General features: G+C 74.5%; 17 protein-coding genes. 15 read left to right on the forward strand and 2 right to left on the reverse strand.

The window, feature by feature from the left end; all coding sequences use genetic code 11:
- Window positions 1-119: 119 nt before the first annotated feature.
- The 11 genes from V6D49_RS23590 to der all read left to right on the forward strand — a co-directional run bounded on the left by V6D49_RS23590 (window position 120) and on the right by der (window position 12,956).
- Entirely contained in the window at window positions 120-2,351 is a 2,232-nt protein-coding gene (locus V6D49_RS23590; RefSeq protein WP_340562691.1) for a tetratricopeptide repeat protein, read from the forward strand.
- A gap of 217 nt (window positions 2,352-2,568) precedes the next feature.
- A complete protein-coding gene (gene ald / locus V6D49_RS23595; RefSeq protein WP_340564248.1) occupies window positions 2,569-3,684 on the forward strand; it encodes an alanine dehydrogenase in 1,116 nt (371 codons plus the stop codon).
- Window positions 3,685-4,061: 377 nt separating this feature from the next.
- Window positions 4,062-5,228: a ParA family protein gene (locus V6D49_RS23600; RefSeq protein WP_340562694.1), complete on the forward strand. Its 1,167-nt coding sequence runs from the start codon at window positions 4,062-4,064 to the stop codon at window positions 5,226-5,228.
- Entirely contained in the window at window positions 5,213-5,785 is a 573-nt protein-coding gene (locus V6D49_RS23605) for a hypothetical protein (RefSeq protein WP_340562696.1), read from the forward strand. The genes V6D49_RS23600 and V6D49_RS23605 overlap by 16 nt, the downstream gene beginning before the upstream one ends.
- Window positions 5,786-5,886: 101 nt before the next feature.
- The gene (locus V6D49_RS23610; protein ID WP_340562697.1) at window positions 5,887-6,972 is read left to right on the forward strand and encodes a segregation and condensation protein A; all 1,086 of its coding nucleotides are present in this window, start codon (window positions 5,887-5,889) and stop codon (window positions 6,970-6,972) included.
- Window positions 6,969-7,640, forward strand: coding sequence for an SMC-Scp complex subunit ScpB (gene scpB / locus V6D49_RS23615; protein ID WP_340562699.1), 672 nt, complete (start codon window positions 6,969-6,971; stop codon window positions 7,638-7,640). The genes V6D49_RS23610 and scpB overlap by 4 nt, the downstream gene beginning before the upstream one ends.
- A gap of 13 nt (window positions 7,641-7,653) precedes the next feature.
- The gene (locus tag V6D49_RS23620) at window positions 7,654-8,799 is read left to right on the forward strand and encodes a pseudouridine synthase (RefSeq protein ID WP_340562701.1); all 1,146 of its coding nucleotides are present in this window, start codon (window positions 7,654-7,656) and stop codon (window positions 8,797-8,799) included.
- A gap of 2 nt (window positions 8,800-8,801) precedes the next feature.
- A complete protein-coding gene (locus V6D49_RS23625; protein ID WP_340562703.1) occupies window positions 8,802-9,887 on the forward strand; it encodes a prephenate dehydrogenase in 1,086 nt (361 codons plus the stop codon).
- 140 nt (window positions 9,888-10,027) lie between these two features.
- Window positions 10,028-10,771 (forward strand): (d)CMP kinase, encoded by a 744-nt coding sequence (gene cmk / locus V6D49_RS23630; protein WP_340562705.1) that lies wholly within the window; start codon window positions 10,028-10,030, stop codon window positions 10,769-10,771.
- Window positions 10,729-11,424, forward strand: a complete 696-nt coding sequence (locus V6D49_RS23635) for a lysophospholipid acyltransferase family protein (RefSeq protein ID WP_445330588.1) — start codon at window positions 10,729-10,731, stop codon at window positions 11,422-11,424. Before cmk ends, V6D49_RS23635 begins: the two co-directional genes overlap by 43 nt.
- 65 nt (window positions 11,425-11,489) lie before the next feature.
- Window positions 11,490-12,956, forward strand: a complete 1,467-nt coding sequence (der, locus tag V6D49_RS23640) for a ribosome biogenesis GTPase Der (protein WP_340562707.1) — start codon at window positions 11,490-11,492, stop codon at window positions 12,954-12,956.
- Between the two features lie 72 nt (window positions 12,957-13,028).
- On the opposite strand, the gene V6D49_RS23645 is transcribed toward der, so the two are convergent.
- A complete protein-coding gene (locus V6D49_RS23645) occupies window positions 13,029-13,364 on the reverse strand; it encodes a hypothetical protein (protein WP_340562710.1) in 336 nt (111 codons plus the stop codon).
- Between the two features lie 56 nt (window positions 13,365-13,420).
- Window positions 13,421-14,227, reverse strand: coding sequence for a hypothetical protein (locus tag V6D49_RS23650; RefSeq protein ID WP_340562713.1), 807 nt, complete (start codon window positions 14,225-14,227; stop codon window positions 13,421-13,423).
- Window positions 14,228-14,743: 516 nt separating this feature from the next.
- Here V6D49_RS23650 and V6D49_RS23655 point away from each other — a divergent pair.
- From V6D49_RS23655 to V6D49_RS23670, 4 genes are all read left to right on the forward strand, one after another.
- Entirely contained in the window at window positions 14,744-15,406 is a 663-nt protein-coding gene (locus tag V6D49_RS23655) for a transglycosylase family protein (RefSeq protein ID WP_340562716.1), read from the forward strand.
- A 290-nt stretch (window positions 15,407-15,696) separates the two neighbouring features.
- Window positions 15,697-16,539, forward strand: coding sequence for a hypothetical protein (locus tag V6D49_RS23660; RefSeq protein ID WP_340562717.1), 843 nt, complete (start codon window positions 15,697-15,699; stop codon window positions 16,537-16,539).
- Window positions 16,540-16,594: 55 nt separating this feature from the next.
- A complete protein-coding gene (locus V6D49_RS23665) occupies window positions 16,595-17,587 on the forward strand; it encodes a helix-turn-helix transcriptional regulator (RefSeq protein WP_340562719.1) in 993 nt (330 codons plus the stop codon).
- Between the two features lie 210 nt (window positions 17,588-17,797).
- Window positions 17,798-18,013: an I78 family peptidase inhibitor gene (locus tag V6D49_RS23670; RefSeq protein ID WP_191208794.1), complete on the forward strand. Its 216-nt coding sequence runs from the start codon at window positions 17,798-17,800 to the stop codon at window positions 18,011-18,013.
- The last annotated feature ends 40 nt before the right edge of the window (window positions 18,014-18,053 follow it).

The raw sequence follows: 18,053 nt of genomic DNA on the forward strand, positions 1-18,053 counted from the left end.
GACACGCCGGGCGGCGCCCTCGCCCCGACGGGCGCCGCCCGGGGCGGCACCCCTCCGATGCGGTGATACGACAGCCTGCCTATCACGGCATGTGACCGCGCCTGCACTACGCTCGCCGCGTGACGGATCAGGCGGTGCACAGCAATGTCGGCCACGGCGTCCACGGCGTCGAGGAAGCCTTCACCGGCCGCGAACGGGAACTGGCCGCGCTGCGGGCCGACGTCGCGCGGGCCGGGCTGGAGACGCTGGCGGGCCGGCCCGCCCCCCGCGCCCGGGTGCTCCTCGTGGCCGGGTCGCCCGGCTCGGGACGCACCGCGCTCGCCGAGGCGTTCGCCCACCGGGTCGCCGCCGACCACCCCGGCGGCGTGTACCGCGCGCGGCTCACCGACCCCGGCGGCGCGCCCGTCCCCGTCGAGCGGACCGCCCGCGACCTGCTGGACGCCCTCGGGGTGCACGCACCGCCCGGCGGGCACCGCGACGAGCTGACCCAGGCGCTGCGCCACACCCTGAGCGGACGCGGCGCCCTGCTGCTCCTGGACGACGTCGCGGCGGCCGAACAGCTCACCGAGCTGCTGCCGGACGACCGCGACTGCCTCGTGCTGGCCACCTCCGAGGGTCCGCTCAGCGGCGTCCCGGACGTGCGTCCCTGCACCCTCGGCGGGCTCGACCCGGCGGACGCCGTCCGGCTGCTCGGCTCCCGGGCCGGCTCCGACCTGCGGATCACCGTCGATCCCCGCGCCGCCGACCGGCTCGCCGCCGCGTGCGACCACCACCCCGCCTCCCTCGTCCTGGCCGGGGGCTGGCTGGCGGCGCACCCGCACGCCTCCGTCCTGGACGCCGCCCGGCGGCTCGCCGAGGCGCCCGGGGCGACACCGCTGGAGCGCGCGTTCCGCATGGTCCACGCCTCCCTGTCCGTCTCGCGCGCCCGCCTGCTGCGGCTGCTGTGCCTGGCCCCGGACGGCTATGTCGACGTGCCCCTCGCAGCGGCCCTGGCGGGCTGGGACGTGCCGGCGACCCGGGACGCCCTGGCCGCGTTCACGCGCCTCGGCCTCCTGCGTCCGCTGCCCGCGGACGCCTGGCGGGTGCCGCCGTGCCTGGACGCCCTGCTGCACCGGGAGGTCGACGACCACGAGCGTCCGGCCGACGTGCAGCTCGCCCGCGCGCGCCTGCTGGAGCGGGCGGTGCGCCGGCTGCACGGCTGCTGGGCCGTCACCGAACCGGCCGGGTCCGCGCCGCGCCGGGAGCTGGCCCAGCAGCCGCGCCCCCTGCGGTTCGAGACCCGGCGCGAGGCCGCCGCCTGGCTGGACTCCCGGCTCCCGGCCCTGCTCGCCGGAGCCCGCGCCGTGGTGGCCGACGGGGAGCTGGACACCCTCGCCCGCCGCTTCATCGCCGCGCTGGCCCGGGCGCTGAACGCACACCGCCCCCCTGAGCGGACGGCGCCGGAGCAGTACCGGCTGCACGAACTCGTGCTGGACGTGGCCGAGCGCCGCGCCCTGCACCGCGAGCGCGCCGCCGCCCTGCTCAACCTCGGCGACCTGGACGCCTGGACCGGACGGCTGCCGGCCGCCGTCGAGCGCTACCGGGCGGCCCTCGCCGCCGTCCGCACCGACGGCGGGCGCGACGTCGCGGCGGCGGTGCGGGCGATGGACAGCCTCGGCGGCACCTACGCGGAGCAGTCCGACTGGCCGCGCGCGGCCGACTGGTACGGGCGGGCGCTCGCCCTGTGTCTGAACCACGGCGACCAGGAGGGAGCGGCCCGGCTGCACGGGCGGCTGGGCGCCGTCCACCTCTACGCCGGGCAGTGGGGAGAGGCTTTGCGGGCGTGGAGATCGGCCGCCGCCGCGCACCGTCGGCTGCGGAATCCGCACGCCCACGCGCGGGCGCTGAGCGAGGTGGCGCGCGTCCAGGAGTACGCCGGACACGCGCACGACTGCCTGCGCACCTGCTACCAGGCGCTGGAACGGGCGCGCGACGCCGGGGACGTCCGGCTGGAGGCGGGGCTGAGCCTGCGGCTGGCCGACGCCTGCGCCCGGGTCGGCGACCCCGCCGGCGCAGCCGCCCACCGGGCCGCCGCCGAGCGCCTGTTGGCCGGCACGGCGGTACCCCCGGCCGGTTCGGTCGCGCTCGGCCAGCCGCGCTCGGAACCCCGGCCGGAGCCGGGCCCCGGGGGCGTCCCGAGGGCGGCGGACGGGAAGGCGGAAGCGGACGAGGGGGGCGACCCGGAGGCCCGTGGCGGAGCCGAGGAGCCCGGTGGCGGGGACACCGGGAACGGCGAGGACGGCGAGGCGCGGAAGGCGGAGGAGACGGGCGGACCCGGCCCCGCAGGCCACCCCACGCCGTCCGGCACCTGAGCCGCGACCTACGAATCCCATAGTGATCGCAGAAAAGATTCCTGGTTTGTAAGGCTAGACACGAAGCGATCCTTCATTAGACTGGCGGAGCCGTGGTCATCACGACCGCTACGCGGCTGCTTCCGTCATAGGGCATTTATCCTGATGTGGGAGGCGGCGGCGTCAGCCGCGCACGGCCTGTCTCCAGCCCCCCAGATCCCAAGGAACCGTGATCGACGTGAAGGTCGGTATCCCCCGCGAGGTCAAGAACAACGAGTTCCGCGTGGCCATCACGCCGGCCGGCGTGCAGGAGCTCGTCCGAGGCGGGCACCAGGTCCACGTGGAGCGCGGCGCCGGCGTCGGCTCCTCCATCGCCGACGCGGAGTACACGGCCGCCGGTGCCACCATCCTGGACACCGCCGACGAGGTGTGGGCCACCGCCGATCTGCTGCTGAAGGTCAAGGAGCCGATCGCGGAGGAGTACCACCGCCTCCGCAAGGACCAGACCCTCTTCACCTACCTGCACCTCGCCGCCTCCCGTGAGTGCACCGACGCGCTGCTCCAGTCGGGCACCACCGCCATCGCCTACGAGACCGTTGAGACGGCCGGCCGCGCGCTGCCGCTGCTGGCCCCGATGTCCGAGGTGGCGGGCCGTATCGCCCCGCAGGTCGGCGCGTACCACCTGATGCGGTCGGCCGGCGGTCGCGGCGTCCTGCCCGGTGGCGTCCCCGGCGTGCACGCGGGCAAGGCCGTCGTCATCGGCGGCGGTGTCTCCGGGTGGAACGCCACGCAGATCGCCGTGGGCCTCGGCTTCCACGTGACCCTGCTGGACAAGGACATCAGCAAGCTGCGGGAGGCCGACAAGATCTTCGGCACCAGGGTGAGGGCGATCTCCTCCAACTCCTTCGAGCTGGAGAAGGCCGTCCTGGAGGCCGACCTCGTCATCGGCGCGGTGCTCATCCCCGGCGCGAAGGCCCCGAAGCTGGTCACCAACGAGCTGGTGGCCCGGATGAAGCCGGGAAGTGTCCTTGTCGACATCGCGATCGACCAGGGCGGCTGCTTCGAGGACTCGCGCCCCACCACGCACGCCGAGCCGACGTTCCGCGTGCACGACTCGGTGTTCTACTGCGTCGCCAACATGCCGGGCGCGGTGCCCAACACCTCCACCTACGCCCTCACCAACGCCACGCTCCCCTACATCCTGGAGCTGGCGAACCGGGGCTGGGCCGAGGCGCTGCGCCGGGACGCCGCGCTGGCCAAGGGGCTCAACACCCATGACGGCAAGGTCGTCTACGGCCCCGTGGCCGAGGCGCACGGCCTGCCGCTGGCGGACCTCGCCGACCTGCTGGGCTGACCTCCCCGCCCCGCCGGGGGTTCGCGTCAACCTGCGGTGTCAAGGTCACCGCTCTCCAGGGCCCCGGTCGGACCACACGCGCCTGTGGTCCGACCGGGGCTCCTGACGTGTCGTCACTCTGTGCGACGATCTGCTGTCAACTTGCGGGGAAGATAACCGTTTTAGCCGATTCGGCCGTCGTCGCGCGCCGTGGTGCCCCCCGGTGGGGACGCCCTACGCCCTTGACAATCCGCCGTGCGCTCATCGACACATCCCGCCCACTGCGACCGATTGTGTTGCTGCGGACTGCCGACTCGCCATAGAGTCACCAAACGTCGGCATGGTGCCACGCTGACCTGTCTAGAAATTCCCTGGTCGCCAAGGAGGTAAGACGACTTGTGAATGAGTCGACATTTACTCCCGGGGGTGGCCGTCCAGGAACGCCTGCGCCGGGCCAGGAGCTCGCCGGGCGGCAGGCTGTCGGCTCCGTCGCTGTCCGCACCTTCACCGCACACCAGGACTCCACGCGCATGACAGCCCATCAGAGCCACCAGAGCACGGACCAGCACCCCGGGGGCGCCGCAGTCGGCGCCGCCGCGGACGGTCTCCCGGAACACGAGGCGCACATGCCGGACGGTCACTTCTACGACCCGGACGCGGAGTTCGAGCCGGACCCCGAGTACGCCGCGACCCTCGCCCCGGACGCCGCGCGCCAGCGCCGCGAGCGCATCGGCCCCACCGGCCGCCCGCTCCCGTACTTCCCGATCCCCGGCCCCGTCAACGAGCACGGCCCGGCGAAGATCATCGCGATGTGCAACCAGAAGGGCGGCGTCGGCAAGACCACGTCGACCATCAACCTCGGCGCCGCGCTCGCCGAGTACGGACGCCGCGTCCTGCTCGTCGACTTCGACCCGCAGGGCGCCCTGTCCGTCGGCCTCGGCGTCAACCCGATGGAGCTCGACCTCACCGTCTACAACCTGCTCATGGAGCGGGGCATGTCCAGCGACGAGGTGCTGCTCAAGACGGCCGTCGCCGGAATGGACCTGCTCCCGAGCAACATCGACCTGTCGGCGGCGGAGGTGCAGCTCGTCAGCGAGGTCGCCCGCGAGTCGACGCTCCAGCGCGCCCTCGAACCGCTGCTGCCCGACTACGACTTCGTCGTCATCGACTGCCAGCCCTCACTCGGCCTGCTCACCGTCAACGCCCTGACGGCGGCGCACAAGGTGATCGTGCCGCTGGAGTGCGAGTTCTTCGCGCTGCGCGGTGTCGCCCTGCTCACCGAGACCATCGAGAAGGTGCAGGAACGACTGAACTCGCAGCTCGAACTCGACGGCATCCTCGCCACGATGTACGACTCGCGCACCGTGCACAGCCGCGAGGTGCTGGCCCGCGTCGTCGAGGCGTTCGACGAGAACGTCTACCACACCGTCATCGGACGCACCGTGCGCTTCCCCGAGACCACGGTCGCCGGTGAACCGATCACCACCTACGCCTCCAACTCCGTCGGCGCCGCCGCCTACCGTCAGCTCGCCAGGGAGGTGCTCGCCCGGTGCCACGCCGAGTGAGTCTCCCGGCGGCCGACGAACTCTTCCGCACGACCGGGGGCGGCGGAGTCCAGCCCTCCACCCCGCAGCAGGCACAGCAGGCGCCCGACGCGGGCGGCGAGCACACCGGGCCGCCCGCGTCCCGGGTGCCCGCGCCCGCCGGAGAGCCGCGCCCCGAGGACGGCACGGAGGAGCACAGCGGGCGCGACGCCGGTCGGCCCGCCACCGCCCCGGCGCAGCGGGGGCAGAGCCGCCCGCCCGCCCCGCAGGCCGCCCCGCAGGCCGCCGCCGGGCGGGCACCCCAGCCGCGCGGCCGGCAGGCCCCGGGCGGGGCGCAGCGCCGGCGCAGCGCCCCGCGCCGTCCCAGCGGGCGGGAGCGGCACGACGAGAAGATCACGGTCTACGTCTCCGCCGAGGAGTTGATGGACCTCGAACACGCGCGCCTGGTGCTGCGCGGCGAACACGGGCTGGCCGTCGACCGGGGCCGGATCGTCCGCGAGGCGGTCGCGGTCGTCCTCGCGGACCTGGAGTCCCGGGGGGACGCCAGTATCCTCGTCCGCCGCCTGCGCGGCAGCTGAGCGCCCGCGCGGCGGGACCGACGGGCGGGAGGCTTCGGGCCGCCGCGCGCGGGCGCGTACGGGCACCCCGGCCCGGTGCGGGGCGATAGGGTGCCGTCGCGATGAGCACGTCCGATCCGTCCCCCACGCCCCGGCCGAGGGCGCGACCCCGGCGCCGCGCCCTCGGCCGGGGCGTCGGGGTCGCGCCGGGGGGCACCGCCGCGTGCCCGTCGGCCGCGGTGCCCGACCCCCGTCCGCCCGCCGTGGCGGAGCCGGGCGTGCCCGCACCGGACGTGCCCGAGCAGCCCGCTCCGGCACCGGCGCCCGGCGCCACGCCGCCCGTGGGGCAGCCGGGGCCGCAGCCCGACGCGGAGCCGCCCGAGCCGGGGGACGACGGTCGCTTCACGGTCGTCCTGGACAACTTCGAGGGGCCCTTCGACCTGCTCCTTCAGCTCATCGCCAAGCACAAGCTGGACGTCACGGAGGTGGCGCTCTCGCGCGTCACCGACGAGTTCATGGCCCACATCCGCGCCATGGGCCCCGACTGGGACCTGGACCAGACGACGGAGTTCCTCGTCGTCGCCGCGACGCTGCTCGACCTCAAGGCCGCCCGCCTGCTGCCGTCCGCCGAGGTGGAGGACGAGGCGGACCTCGCCCTCCTGGAGGCGCGCGACCTGCTGTTCGCCCGGCTGCTGCAGTACCGCGCGTACAAGCGGGTCGCCGACATCTTCGCCGACCGGCTGGCCACCGAGGCCCTGCGCCGTCCCCGGACGGTGGGCCTGGAGCCGCACCACGCGGAGCTGCTGCCCGACGTCGTGATCCGCATCGGCCCCGAGGGGTTCGCCCGGCTCGCGGTCAAGGCCATGCAGCCGCGCCCCAGACCGCAGGTCTACGTCGACCACATCCACGCGCCGCTGGTCAGCGTCCGGGAGCAGGCGGACGTCGTGGTGGCCCGGCTCCGGGCCACCGGTACGGCCAGCTTCGCCGAGCTGACCGCCGACGCGACCGACACCCTCACCGTCGTCGCCCGGTTCCTGGCCCTGCTGGAGCTCTACCGCGAGCGGGCCGTCACGCTGGACCAGGACGAGGCCCTGGGCACCCTGACCGTCCGGTGGGCCGGGGGCGCGGAGACGGCCCCACGGGTGACCGACGAGTTCGACCGGCCGTCCGGGCCGCCGTCCGCCGGGGAAGAGGAGAGCCAGCCATGAGCGAGCAGACCGCCGTATCCGGGCCCGCCGGGGCCGAGGCGCCCGCGGGCGCGAGCCGGGTGGCCGAGTTGCCGCTGAAGCCCGCGCTGGAGGCGGTGCTCATGGTCGTCGACGAGCCCGCCACCGAGGAGCACCTGGCCCGGATACTGCAGCGCCCCCGGCGCGCGGTGGCCGAGGCGCTGCGGGGGCTCGCCGACGACTACACCCGGGAGGGGCGCGGCTTCGAGCTGCGGTACGTCGCCGGAGGCTGGCGCTACTTCACCCGCGCCGCGTACGCCGACGCCGTCGAGGGCTTCGTGCTGGACGGGCAGCAGGCCCGGCTGACGCAGGCCGCGCTGGAGACGCTCGCGGTCGTCGCCTACCGGCAGCCCGTCAGCCGTTCACGCGTCTCGGCGGTGCGCGGCGTCAACTGCGACGGCGTGATGCGCACCCTCCTCCAGCGGGGTCTGCTGGAGGAGGCGGGCACCGAACCGGAAACAGGTGCGATCCTGTACGTGACGACGCACTACTTCCTGGAGCGGATGGGCCTGCGCGGCCTGGACGAACTGCCGGAACTCGCGCCCTTCCTCCCGGAGGCGGACGCGGTGGAGGGCGAGAGCCAGGAGGGCGTGCCGTCGTTCGAGGCAGATGCAGTGGATGCAGACGACAGCGGCGACGCTCGGACGTAAGACGGAATCTTCAATGCGAAGCAGTGGCAGGAACAGCAACCGCAACCCCCGGGGCGCGGGCGACGGCCGGGACGGCGGGCAGCGGCGCTCCTCCGGGCGCCCCCGCCCGGAGGAGCGCCGTTACCCGGCCACCGGAGACAAACCCGCCGGTGGCAAACCCGGCAGGCCCGCCGGCGGTAAGCCCGCCGGGTCGGGCCCGTCCGCCGGTGGCAAGCCCGGCAGGCCCTCGAGTGACAGGCCCGCGAGTGGCCGGCCCGCCGGGGGGAAGCCCGCCGGCGGCAAGTCCGCCGGGGCGAAGGGCGGCGGCCGGGCCGGTGCGAAGCCCGCGCGGCGCACGGCGCCCTCCCGGTCCCGGGAGCTGGAGGCCCAGATCGAGGAGCGCAACCGCGCCCGCCACGACAAGCCGCAGCTCAAGCTCCCGAAGACCTTCGACGAGCCGGAGGGGGAGCGGTTGCAGAAGGTGCTGGCCCGCGCCGGCATGGGCTCGCGCCGGGCCTGCGAGGAGCTGATCGACCAGGCCCGCGTCGAGGTCAACGGCCGCATCGTGCTGGAGCAGGGTCTGCGGGTCGATCCGGAGAAGGACGAGGTCAAGGTCGACGGGCTGACGGTGGCCACCCAGGCGCACCTGTTCTTCGCGCTGAACAAGCCCGCCGGGGTCGTCTCCTCGATGGAGGACCCGGAGGGCCGCCAGTGCCTCGGCGACTACGTGCAGAACCGCGAAACGCGGCTCTTCCACGTCGGCCGCCTCGACACCGAGACCGAGGGGCTGATCCTCCTCACCAACCACGGCGAGCTGGCGCACCGGCTCACCCACCCCCGCTACGGCGTCCGCAAGACGTACCTGGCCGCCATCCAGGGCCCGATCCCCCGCGACCTCGGCAAGCGGCTCAAGGACGGCGTGAAGCTGGACGACGGCTACGCCCGGGCCGACCACTTCAGGGTCGTGGAGAACACCGGCAAGAACTACCTCGTCGAGGTCGCCCTGCACGAGGGGCGCAAGCACATCGTGCGCCGCATGCTGGCCGAGGCGGGCTTCCCGGTGGACAAGCTGGTCCGCACCAAGTTCGGTCCGATCGCCCTCGGCGACCAGAAGTCGGGCTGGCTGCGCCGCATGACCAACACCGAGGTCGGCATGCTGATGAACGAGGTCGGTCTCTGACCATGCGGACCGCGCTCGTCATCGGCACCGGGCTGATCGGCACCTCGATCGCCCTCGCCCTCACCGCCCGTGGCGTGACCGTCCACCTCCGGGACCGGGACCACGACCAGGCCAGGACCGCCGCCTCGCTCGGTGCCGGCACGGCCGGCGCCGCCCCCGGGGCGGTGGACCTCGCCGTCGTCGCCGTCCCGCCCGCCCGGATCGCCGGGGTCCTGGAGGACGCACAGCGGCGCGGCCTCGCCCGGGGCTACCTGGACGTCGCCAGCGTCAAGGGCGGGCCGCGCCGGGAGCTGGCGGACCGGGGCTGCGACCTGCGGACGTACCTGGGCACGCACCCCATGGCGGGGCGCGAGCGGTCCGGTCCGACGGCGGCCACCGCCGACCTCTTCGAGGGCCGCCCGTGGGTGCTCACCCCCACCCCCGACACCGACACGGAGGTGCTCAACCTGGCGCTGGAGCTGATCGCGCTGTGCCGGGCGGTCCCGGTGGTCATGGAGGCCGACGCCCACGACCGTGCCGTCGCCCTCGTCTCGCACACGCCGCAGCTGCTCTCCAGCCTGGTCGCGGCCCGGCTGGCGGACGCCGACGACACGGCGGTGCGGCTGTGCGGGCAGGGCATCCGCGACGTCACGCGCATCGCCGCGTCCGAACCCCGGATGTGGATCGACATCCTCTCCGCCAACCCCGGTCCGGTCGCCGACGTGCTGACCGCCGTCGCCGGGGACCTGGAGGAGACGGTGCGCGCGCTGCGCTCCCTGGCCTCGGCGGACGACGCCAAGCGGGGCGAGGGCGCGAGTGGCATCGAGGACGTCCTGCGCCGGGGCAACTCCGGCCGGGCCCGCATCCCCGGCAAGCACGGCCAGACGCCGACGGCGTACGCGACCGTCGCGGTGCTGATCAGCGACCGGCCCGGCGAGCTGGCCCGCATCTTCGCCGACGCCGGGCAGGCGGGCGTCAACATCGAGGACGTCCGCATCGAGCACGCCACCGGCCAGCAGGCGGGCCACGTCCAGCTCATGGTGGAACCGCAGGCGGCGGACCGCCTCACGGAGGTGCTGCGCGGCCGGGGCTGGGCGATCCGGGCCTGACGTGGCGCCTGCTCTCCCACGACCCCCGCGCCCCCGCGTCGCGGTGCCGTAAGGCGGATGAGGCCGCCACCCGGTTACCGGTAGCCTGGGTGCGGGGCAGGTCCCGCCCCGCACCCCTGCGCAGAAAGGCCCTCTTGACCGTGGCTGCAACCCTTCAGGGCGCGACCCCCGTCCCCCCGGACGCCCCGGTGTCCGTCGTCGTCGCGATCGACGGCCCCTCCGGTACGGGCAAGTCCAGCACCTCCAAGGCGGTCGCCGCGAAGCTGGGGCTCAGCTACCTGGACACCGGCGCGCAGTACCGGGCCATCACCTGGTGGATGCTGACCAACGGCATCGACGTGAACGACGCCGACGCGGTGGCCGCGGCCTCGGGCAAGCCGGCGATCGTCTCGGGCACCGACCCGTCCGCCCCCACCATCACCGCCGACGGCGCCGACGCCTCCGGGCCCATCCGCACCCCCGAGGTGACCGCCGCCGTCAGCGCGGTCAGCGCCGTCCCGGAGGTCCGGGCCGCGATCACCGCGCTGCAGCGCGACATCGCCGCCGAGGCGGCCCGCACGACGGCCGGGATCGTCGTGGAGGGCCGGGACATCGGCACCACCGTCCTCCCCGACGCGGACCTGAAGATCTTCCTCACCGCCTCGCCCGAGGCCCGTGCCGCCCGACGCGGCGGCGAACTGAAGGCCCGTCCCGGCGACGCGGGGGTGGACCTGGACGCGACGCGCGAGGCGCTGCTGCGCCGGGACGCCGCCGACTCCAGCCGCAAGACCTCCCCGTTGGCCAAGGCGGGGGACGCCGTCGAGGTGGACACCACCGACCTGACCCTGGAGCAGGTCATCGAATGCGTGGTGACCCTCATCGAAGAGAAGCAGCGCACGGCGTGAGCGCAACGAGCACCCGGCTGCCGAGCGCCCGTGGCGCGGCGGCCGGCCGCCGCATCGGCATCGGCCTGATGAACGGCCTGTGGCGCCCGCGGGTGCTCGGTGCCTGGCGGATACCCGCGAGCGGCCCGGTCATCCTGGCCGTCAACCACGCGCACAACATCGACGGGCCGATGCTGATGGGCACCTGCCCCCGGCCGGTGCACTTCCTGATCAAGCGGGAGGCGTACGTCGGTCCGCTGGGCCGGTTCCTGGACGCCATCGGCCAGGTGCCCGTCGACCGTTCCACCGCCGACCGGGCGGCCGTCACAGCGGCGCTCGGCGTGCTGGAGCGCGGCGGCGTGCTGGGCATCTTCCCCGAGGGCAGCCGGGGGGCCGGTGACTTCGCCGCGCTCCGCGCGGGCCTGGCCTACTTCGCGGTGCGCTCGGGCGCTCCCGTGGTCCCCGTCGCCGTGCTCGGCAGCTCCGGCCGCCGCAGCCGCGTGATACCGGCGCTGCCGCCGCTGCGCACGCGCGTGGACGTCGTCTTCGGCGACCCGTGCTCCGTGGGCGGCGGCGGACGTCGCACCCGTACGGTCATGGACGAGGCCACCGGGCGGCTCCAGGAGCGGCTGACCGACCATCTCGCCGCGGCGCGGCGGCTCACCGGCCGCTGAGCCCACCCCGGCCGGGCCGCGCGCCCGGCCCCGCAAGCCCTTTCAGCGAAGCAAGGACAGGACCGATGAACGACCAGATCAACTCCGGCGACGAGCACGGGCACGGTGAGCTCGGCGACGCCGAGTACGCGGAGTTCATGCAGCTTGCCACGCAGGAGGGCTTCGACGCCGAGGACGTCGAGGGCGCCCTGGAGGAGGCCGGTCACGGCCCCCTGCCGGTGCTCGCCGTCGTCGGCCGCCCCAATGTCGGCAAGTCGACGCTGGTGAACCGCATCCTCGGCCGTCGCGAGGCCGTCGTCGAGGACCGTCCCGGCGTCACCCGGGACCGCGTGACCTACGAGGCCGAGTGGGCCGGACGCCGCTTCAAGGTGGTGGACACCGGTGGCTGGGAGCAGGACGTGCTGGGCATCGACGCCTCCGTCGCCGCCCAGGCCGAGTTCGCCATCGAGGCCGCGGACGCCGTCGTGTTCGTCGTCGACGCCGCCGTGGGGGCCACGGACACCGACGAGGCCGTCGTGAAGCTCCTGCGCCGCGCGGGCAAGCCCGTGGTGCTGTGCGCCAACAAGGTCGACGGCCCCTCCGGCGAGGCGGACGCGGCCATGCTGTGGTCGCTCGGGCTCGGCGAGCCGCACCCCGTCTCCGCGCTGCACGGCCGGGGCACGGGCGACATGCTCGACGAGGTGCTGAAGGTCCTGCCCGAGGCGCCGGCCCAGACGTTCGGCACGGCGCTCGGCGGGCCCCGCCGCGTCGCCCTCATCGGGCGGCCCAACGTCGGCAAGTCCTCGTTGCTGAACAAGACGGCGGGGGAGGAGCGGGTCGTCGTCAACGAGGTGGCCGGCACCACCCGCGACCCGGTCGACGAGCTGATCGAACTCGGCGGGAAGACCTGGAAGTTCGTGGACACCGCCGGTATCCGCCGCCGGGTCCACCTCACCGAGGGCGCCGACTACTACGCCTCGCTGCGGACGGCCGCCGCGCTGGAGAAGGCGGAGGTCGCCGTCGTCCTGATCGACGTCAGCGAGTCCATCAGCGTCCAGGACCTGCGCATCATCACCATGGCGGTGGAGGCCGGCCGGGCGCTGGTGCTGGCCTACAACAAGTGGGACACGCTCGACGACGAACGCCGCTTCTACCTGGAGCGGGAGATCGAGCGCGACCTCGTGCAGGTCCAGTGGGCCCCCCGCGTCAACATCTCGGCCCGCACCGGGCGCCACGTGGAGAAGCTGGTGCCCGCCATCGAGACGGCGCTGGAGGGCTGGGAGACGCGCGTCCCCACCGGTCGGCTGAACGCCTTCCTGGGGGAGATCGTGGCCGCGCATCCGCACCCGGTGCGCGGCGGCAAGCAGCCGCGCATCCTCTTCGGCACCCAGGCGGGCACCCGGCCGCCGCGCTTCGTGCTCTTCGCCTCGGGCTTCCTGGAGGCGGGGTACCGGCGATTCATCGAGCGACGCCTGCGGGAGGAGTTCGGCTTCACGGGGACGCCGCTGCACCTCTCGGTGCGGGTGCGGGAGAAGCGCAAGAAGCGCAAGTGAGCCCGGCCCCGCACCGGCGTGACGAAGGCGGCGGGCCCGCACCGTGACCCCGGTGCGGGCCCGCCGCCTTCGTCACCTCCCGACCGGGCTTCCGGTGCCGGGCGGCAGGGCGGCCGGCACCGTGGCCCGGTGCGCTCCGTGCCGCCGGCCGTAGGACACCGGGGCGAACCCGGTGCCGTACCCGGAGGCGAACCCGCCGAACGCCAGGTCGTCCTCGCCCGACCGGTCCCCGGGCAGGGCCCGGAAGAGCCGGCGGTACTCCGCGTACAGCGCGTCGAAGATCGGCGTGGCGGACCGGGCGGACCGGGCGGACCGGTCGGCCGCCGGTTCGTGCGGCGGCCGCATGGCGGGGATCGAGCCGTGGTCGGCGTGCGAGTGGCGGGCGCGGTGAGGTTCGTAGGAGTGCACGCCCTCCCAACGACGGCGCGGCCCCGCTGGATGCGGGGCCGGGCGGGGGAATCGGATCAGGTGCCCGCGAGCGGCATGGTGGCGGCGACGAGGACGCCCCGGCCCGCGGCCTGGTCCAGCGCGTCGCGCATCAGGTCCTCGCGCGGCTGCTGGCCGATGGAGCCGGCCGGAGCGGCGTACACGACGACCGAGTTGGACTTGTTCGCCGTGCTTCGCCACTCGTCGGTCACCGGCAGCGGCTGGTGCGCCTGCCACCACGAGGTGGGCTGCCGGCCCTCCTCGGCGGGCTGGAGGACGGCGTGCAGCTTGCCCATGGCCATGAGCACCGACCAACCGGGCAGCTGGGCGGGCTTCTTGCCCATGTCGGTGACCGGCATGAACCCGGCCTCGATGAGCAGGGGCAGGAACTCGTCGCCCCCGCCGGTCGTCCCGGGCCGGGCGATGGGTCCGGTGGGCTCCACGACGATCGCCGGGTGCAGCTGGTCCCCGATGAGGACCTGACCGCAGGTCACCCCGAGGACGGCCTGCCGGTCGTCGGCCGGGGCCGCACCGGCGGCGCCGCCGGCCTCCGCCGGTGAGGACCCGGCGGCCTCACCGGAGATGGTGCGTACGGCGCTCTGGATCTGCTCCTCGGAGACCTTCACGATCTGCGACGGGACGCAGCCGGCGTGGGCGAAGGCCAGCACGGCCGTCTCGCTGCCGACGAACAGCACGGTGCTGGTGCGTTCCTCGGTGCTTCCGGGCGTGCGGCAGGAGGTGCAGTCGAAGCGGTCGGGCACGGTCTCGCCGGCGAGCAGCTTGGCGGCTTCGGCGTCGCCGATCTCGGCACGGACCTCGTCACTGACATCGAGCATGGGGGACACAAGAGGCTCCTGGCGTTCGGTACTGGTTCGCCTGGACAACGGATGATCTGTGGTCACAGTCACGCAACTGGCGGTGGTGTGTCCCCCGTGCGGATGCGGTTGGTGAACAGAACGTCGAAAACGGTCACGGAAAGTCAAACAACGCACAGATGACGGAAGTTGTGGTGGTGAGGTGCGTCACCGGGCGGTAGTCCGCGAATCGTGCATAAGTGCTCATTTCATCACAGAATGCCGCGTCGAAACCCTTGAGTTACCGGTAGTAACATCCAACTGACCTGCGTGAAGGGCCCGTTGTTTGTGTCCGGCCGCCGCCGGTCCCTAGATTCGGCGCCCGGTGCAGAGAGCACTCCCCGGGGCAGTCCGCCGCCCCGCGTCCACCCCGGCGCCTTCCGCGCCGGACGGACGCGCACGCACGACGCAGTACCACCGGCGGACGGCCGTCCGGCCCGAGGGCGCACAAGGTGCCCGGGGGCCGGCCCGGCACGGGGGCCCCGGGGCGTTCGAGAGGGATGAGATTTGTCCATTCGTCGCGGTAAGGCAGCACGTGCGGGCGCGGTCTCGCTGACCATCCTGGCCCCCCTGGCGCTGCTCACCTTGACGGCCGGCCCCGCCACGGCGGCGGACGGTGGCACCTGGGACCGCCTCGCGCAGTGTGAAAGCGGTGGTGACTGGCAGATCAACACGGGCAACGGGTACTACGGCGGGCTGCAGTTCTCCGCCTCCACCTGGGCCGCCTACGGTGGCACGGCCTACGCGGCCACCGCCGACCGGGCCGGCCGCGCCCAGCAGATCGAGATCGCCGAGAAGGTCCAGGCCGCACAGGGCTGGGGGGCGTGGCCCGCCTGCTCCGCGAAGCTCGGCCTCCACGGCAGCCCGACGCGGTCGGCGCCCTCCACGCAGCCGGCCCCGTCGGCCCCGAAGCCCGACGCGGCGCCGGAGTCGGCCCCGCAGAAGCCGACCGCGCCGTCGGCCGACGACGCGCCCGCCCAGGAGCGTCCGGACCGGCCGCGCGCGGACCGAGGTCACCCGCGGGCCAACTACACGGTGAGGTCCGGCGACACGCTCAGCCGGATCGCCGCCGCGCACGGCGTGGACTGGCGCGAGATCCACGAGACCAACGCCGACGTCATCGGTGACGACCCGGACCTGATCCTTCCGGGACAGCGGCTGAAGGTCTGACGCCGCAAGGCCCCCCGCCCGCCCCGCCCGGCACCTCCGGCGCGGGGCGGGCGCACGCCCGGCTCCGCTCCGGCGCCGCCGGGCGCCGGAGCGGGCGCGGCCAAGAAATCACGTGACGAAACCAACCTGACGGGCCGTATCCCGGTCTTACAGGACGTAAGGCGGGGGGCCGCCAGCCGGCGGTGGCCCCCCGCGCCCACGCACCGAACCCGGGGACCCATGCACCGAACCACCCTCCCGCCAGGCGGGCACGGCGCCGACGGCGCCCGGCCGACGGGAGAGCGCAGCACATGATGACGGCGGCGGAGTTCTCGCCCGAGCGGGTCCGGGCCCGGGCCCACTGCACGGCCGACGCGGCCGGGGGACTGACGTTCGACGTGGTCCGGCCCGACCACGACGAGGAGCGCTGGGACGCCGGGCTGCTGCTGTGCCGACGCACGCCGGGCTTCGGGGGTGCGGCCGAAGAGGTCCGCCTTCCGCTCGTCCCCACCGCCTCCGGCGTGCTGCGGGCGGCTCTGCCGAGCACCATGACGCTGACCGAGGGCGTGTGGAACGCCTACTTCACCGTCGGTGACGGCGGGCGCGTCCGCCTCCTCCCGGGCACCCACGACCTGCGTTCCCTGGTGGACCGGGTGCCCCGGTCCGGGCGGACCTGGCTCGGCGTGCGCATCCCCTACACCACGCAGCGGGGCAACCTCGCGCTCCGCGCCTGGCAGCGCTGGCCGCACGCCGAGGTGACCGACCCACTCGTCGTGGACGGCGCCCTGGCCCTGCGCGGACGCCTCTACGGCGCGGAACTGGGGGAGCGGGCCCGCCTGGAGGCCGTGCCCCGGGGGCGTCGGCGCGCCCTCGCCACCGCCGGGGCCCGGGCCGACGGGGCCGGCTTCCTCGCCGTCCTGCCGCTCGCCGGGCTGCGTCCGCCACCGGGCGACGGGTACGAGCTGTGGTTGCGCCCCGCGCCGGACGCCCCCCGGGTCCGCGTCGCCCGCATCCTGGACGACGTCGCCGACAAGCAGCACCGGCTGCGTCATCCGGCGGTCCCCCTGGCCGACGGGCGGTTCCGGGCGCGCCTCGGGTACACGGGCGCGAACGACCTGCTGCTGTGCGTCGAGGAGGAGCACCCCACCCGCTGAGACGCCCGCCGATCGAGGACGGGGGCTGTCCGCGAGCGGTGGCAGACTCGCCTCCATGATCGAGACCTCGGCACGGCTGCTGCGTCTGCTCTCGCTGCTTCAGGCCCAGCGGGAGTGGTCGGGTACGGATCTCGCCGAGCGGCTGGGCGTCAGCGCGCGGACGGTGCGGCGCGACGTCGACCGGCTGCGCGGCCTGGGCTACCCCGTGCACTCCACGACCGGGACCGCCGGGGGCTACCGGCTCGGGGCGGGGGCCCGGCTGCCCCCGCTGCTGCTGGACGACGAGGAGGCCGTGGCCGTGGCCGTCGGCCTGCGGAACGCCGTGGGTACCGGCGTCCAGGGCATCGACGAGTCCTCCGCCCGTGCCCTGGCCAAGTTGGAGCAGGTCCTGCCGCACCGGCTGCGCCGCCGGGTCGGTGCGCTCACGGCGTACACCGTGCCCCTGCGCCACGGCGAGCGGTCCGAGGCGGAGGGCGTGGACGGCGAGACGCTGAGCGAGCTGGCCCAGGCCTGCCGCGACCTGCTGCGGACCCGGTTCGACTACCGGGGCCACGACGGCACCCGCACGCGCCGGGTCGTCGAACCCCACCGACTGGTGAGCAGCTACCGGCGCTGGTATCTGGTGGCGTGGGACGCGGACCGGGAGGACTGGCGGACGTTCCGCGTCGACCGGATGGAGCTCACGCCTCCGCACGGGCCGCGTTGCGCGCCGCGCACGCCCCCCGCCGAGAACCTGGCGGCCTACGTCGCGGAGGGCGTCTCCACCCGTGTCTACGCCGAGCAGGCCACCGTGCTCCTCCACCTGCCCGTCGAGCAGGCCGCGCAGCGGATCACCCCGGCCTCCGGCACGCTGGAGGCGGTGGACGGCGACCGCTGCCTGCTGCGCGCCGGGGCGCGCTCGCTGGACGTTCTGGCGGTGCACCTGCTCATGCTGGGCGTCGACTTCGAGGTGCGGGAACCTGCCGAGCTCACCGGTCACATCATCGCCTTGCGGGACCGGTTGCAGCGTGCCGTGAAAAGGTCCGAATCTGACGGAGACCCGTCGTAGGAAGAGCTCGGCGATGACGTTTTTCGCGCGAGTGGAGCGCGAATAGCGGGGCGCGGTCGCGAGGAATTCCCGCGGCCGGAAATACCGCGGAACCGGGTGGACGCCCCGCCGCCGAACGGGGGAACGACTGTGACCGGAGCGTGACACCGCACGGACGCCGCCGCGACCTCCGGGTGCCCCTCGGAGGTCCTGCGGCGTACGGTGGCCGGCATGGCTGAGATACCGATCGACAGCGCAGAGCCGGACGACGACCCGGAGAGCTACGCCGGGATGCCGGTCCGGGCGGCCGAGGAGCTGGCGCGGTCCCGTGGCTGGAGCACGGTGCGCGTGCTGCCCCCCGACGCCGTGATCACCATGGAGTACCTGGCCGGGCGGCTGAACTTCGCCGCCGAGGACGACACGGTCCTGCGGAGCTGGAAGGGCTGACGGGGGCGCGCAGGCGTTCGGCCCCGCCGGACGCCTGCCT

It is taken from the genome of Streptomyces sp. GSL17-111 (assembly GCF_037911585.1).
Classification (GTDB): domain Bacteria; phylum Actinomycetota; class Actinomycetes; order Streptomycetales; family Streptomycetaceae; genus Streptomyces.

Bases quoted from the DNA above. Each gene is read 5' to 3' on its own strand.
- der (WP_340562707.1), top strand. From the start codon at position 11,490: ATGAACGACCAGATCAACTCCGGCGACGAGCACGGGCACGGTGAGCTC.
- V6D49_RS23620 (WP_340562701.1), top strand. From the start codon at position 7,654: ATGCGAAGCAGTGGCAGGAACAGCAACCGCAACCCCCGGGGCGCGGGC.
- V6D49_RS23670 (WP_191208794.1), top strand. From the start codon at position 17,798: ATGGCTGAGATACCGATCGACAGCGCAGAGCCGGACGACGACCCGGAG.
- V6D49_RS23635 (WP_445330588.1), top strand. From the start codon at position 10,729: ATGCGTGGTGACCCTCATCGAAGAGAAGCAGCGCACGGCGTGAGCGCA.
- V6D49_RS23660 (WP_340562717.1), top strand. From the start codon at position 15,697: ATGATGACGGCGGCGGAGTTCTCGCCCGAGCGGGTCCGGGCCCGGGCC.
- scpB (WP_340562699.1), top strand. From the start codon at position 6,969: ATGAGCGAGCAGACCGCCGTATCCGGGCCCGCCGGGGCCGAGGCGCCC.
- V6D49_RS23665 (WP_340562719.1), top strand. From the start codon at position 16,595: ATGATCGAGACCTCGGCACGGCTGCTGCGTCTGCTCTCGCTGCTTCAG.
- V6D49_RS23610 (WP_340562697.1), top strand. From the start codon at position 5,887: ATGAGCACGTCCGATCCGTCCCCCACGCCCCGGCCGAGGGCGCGACCC.
- V6D49_RS23625 (WP_340562703.1), top strand. From the start codon at position 8,802: ATGCGGACCGCGCTCGTCATCGGCACCGGGCTGATCGGCACCTCGATC.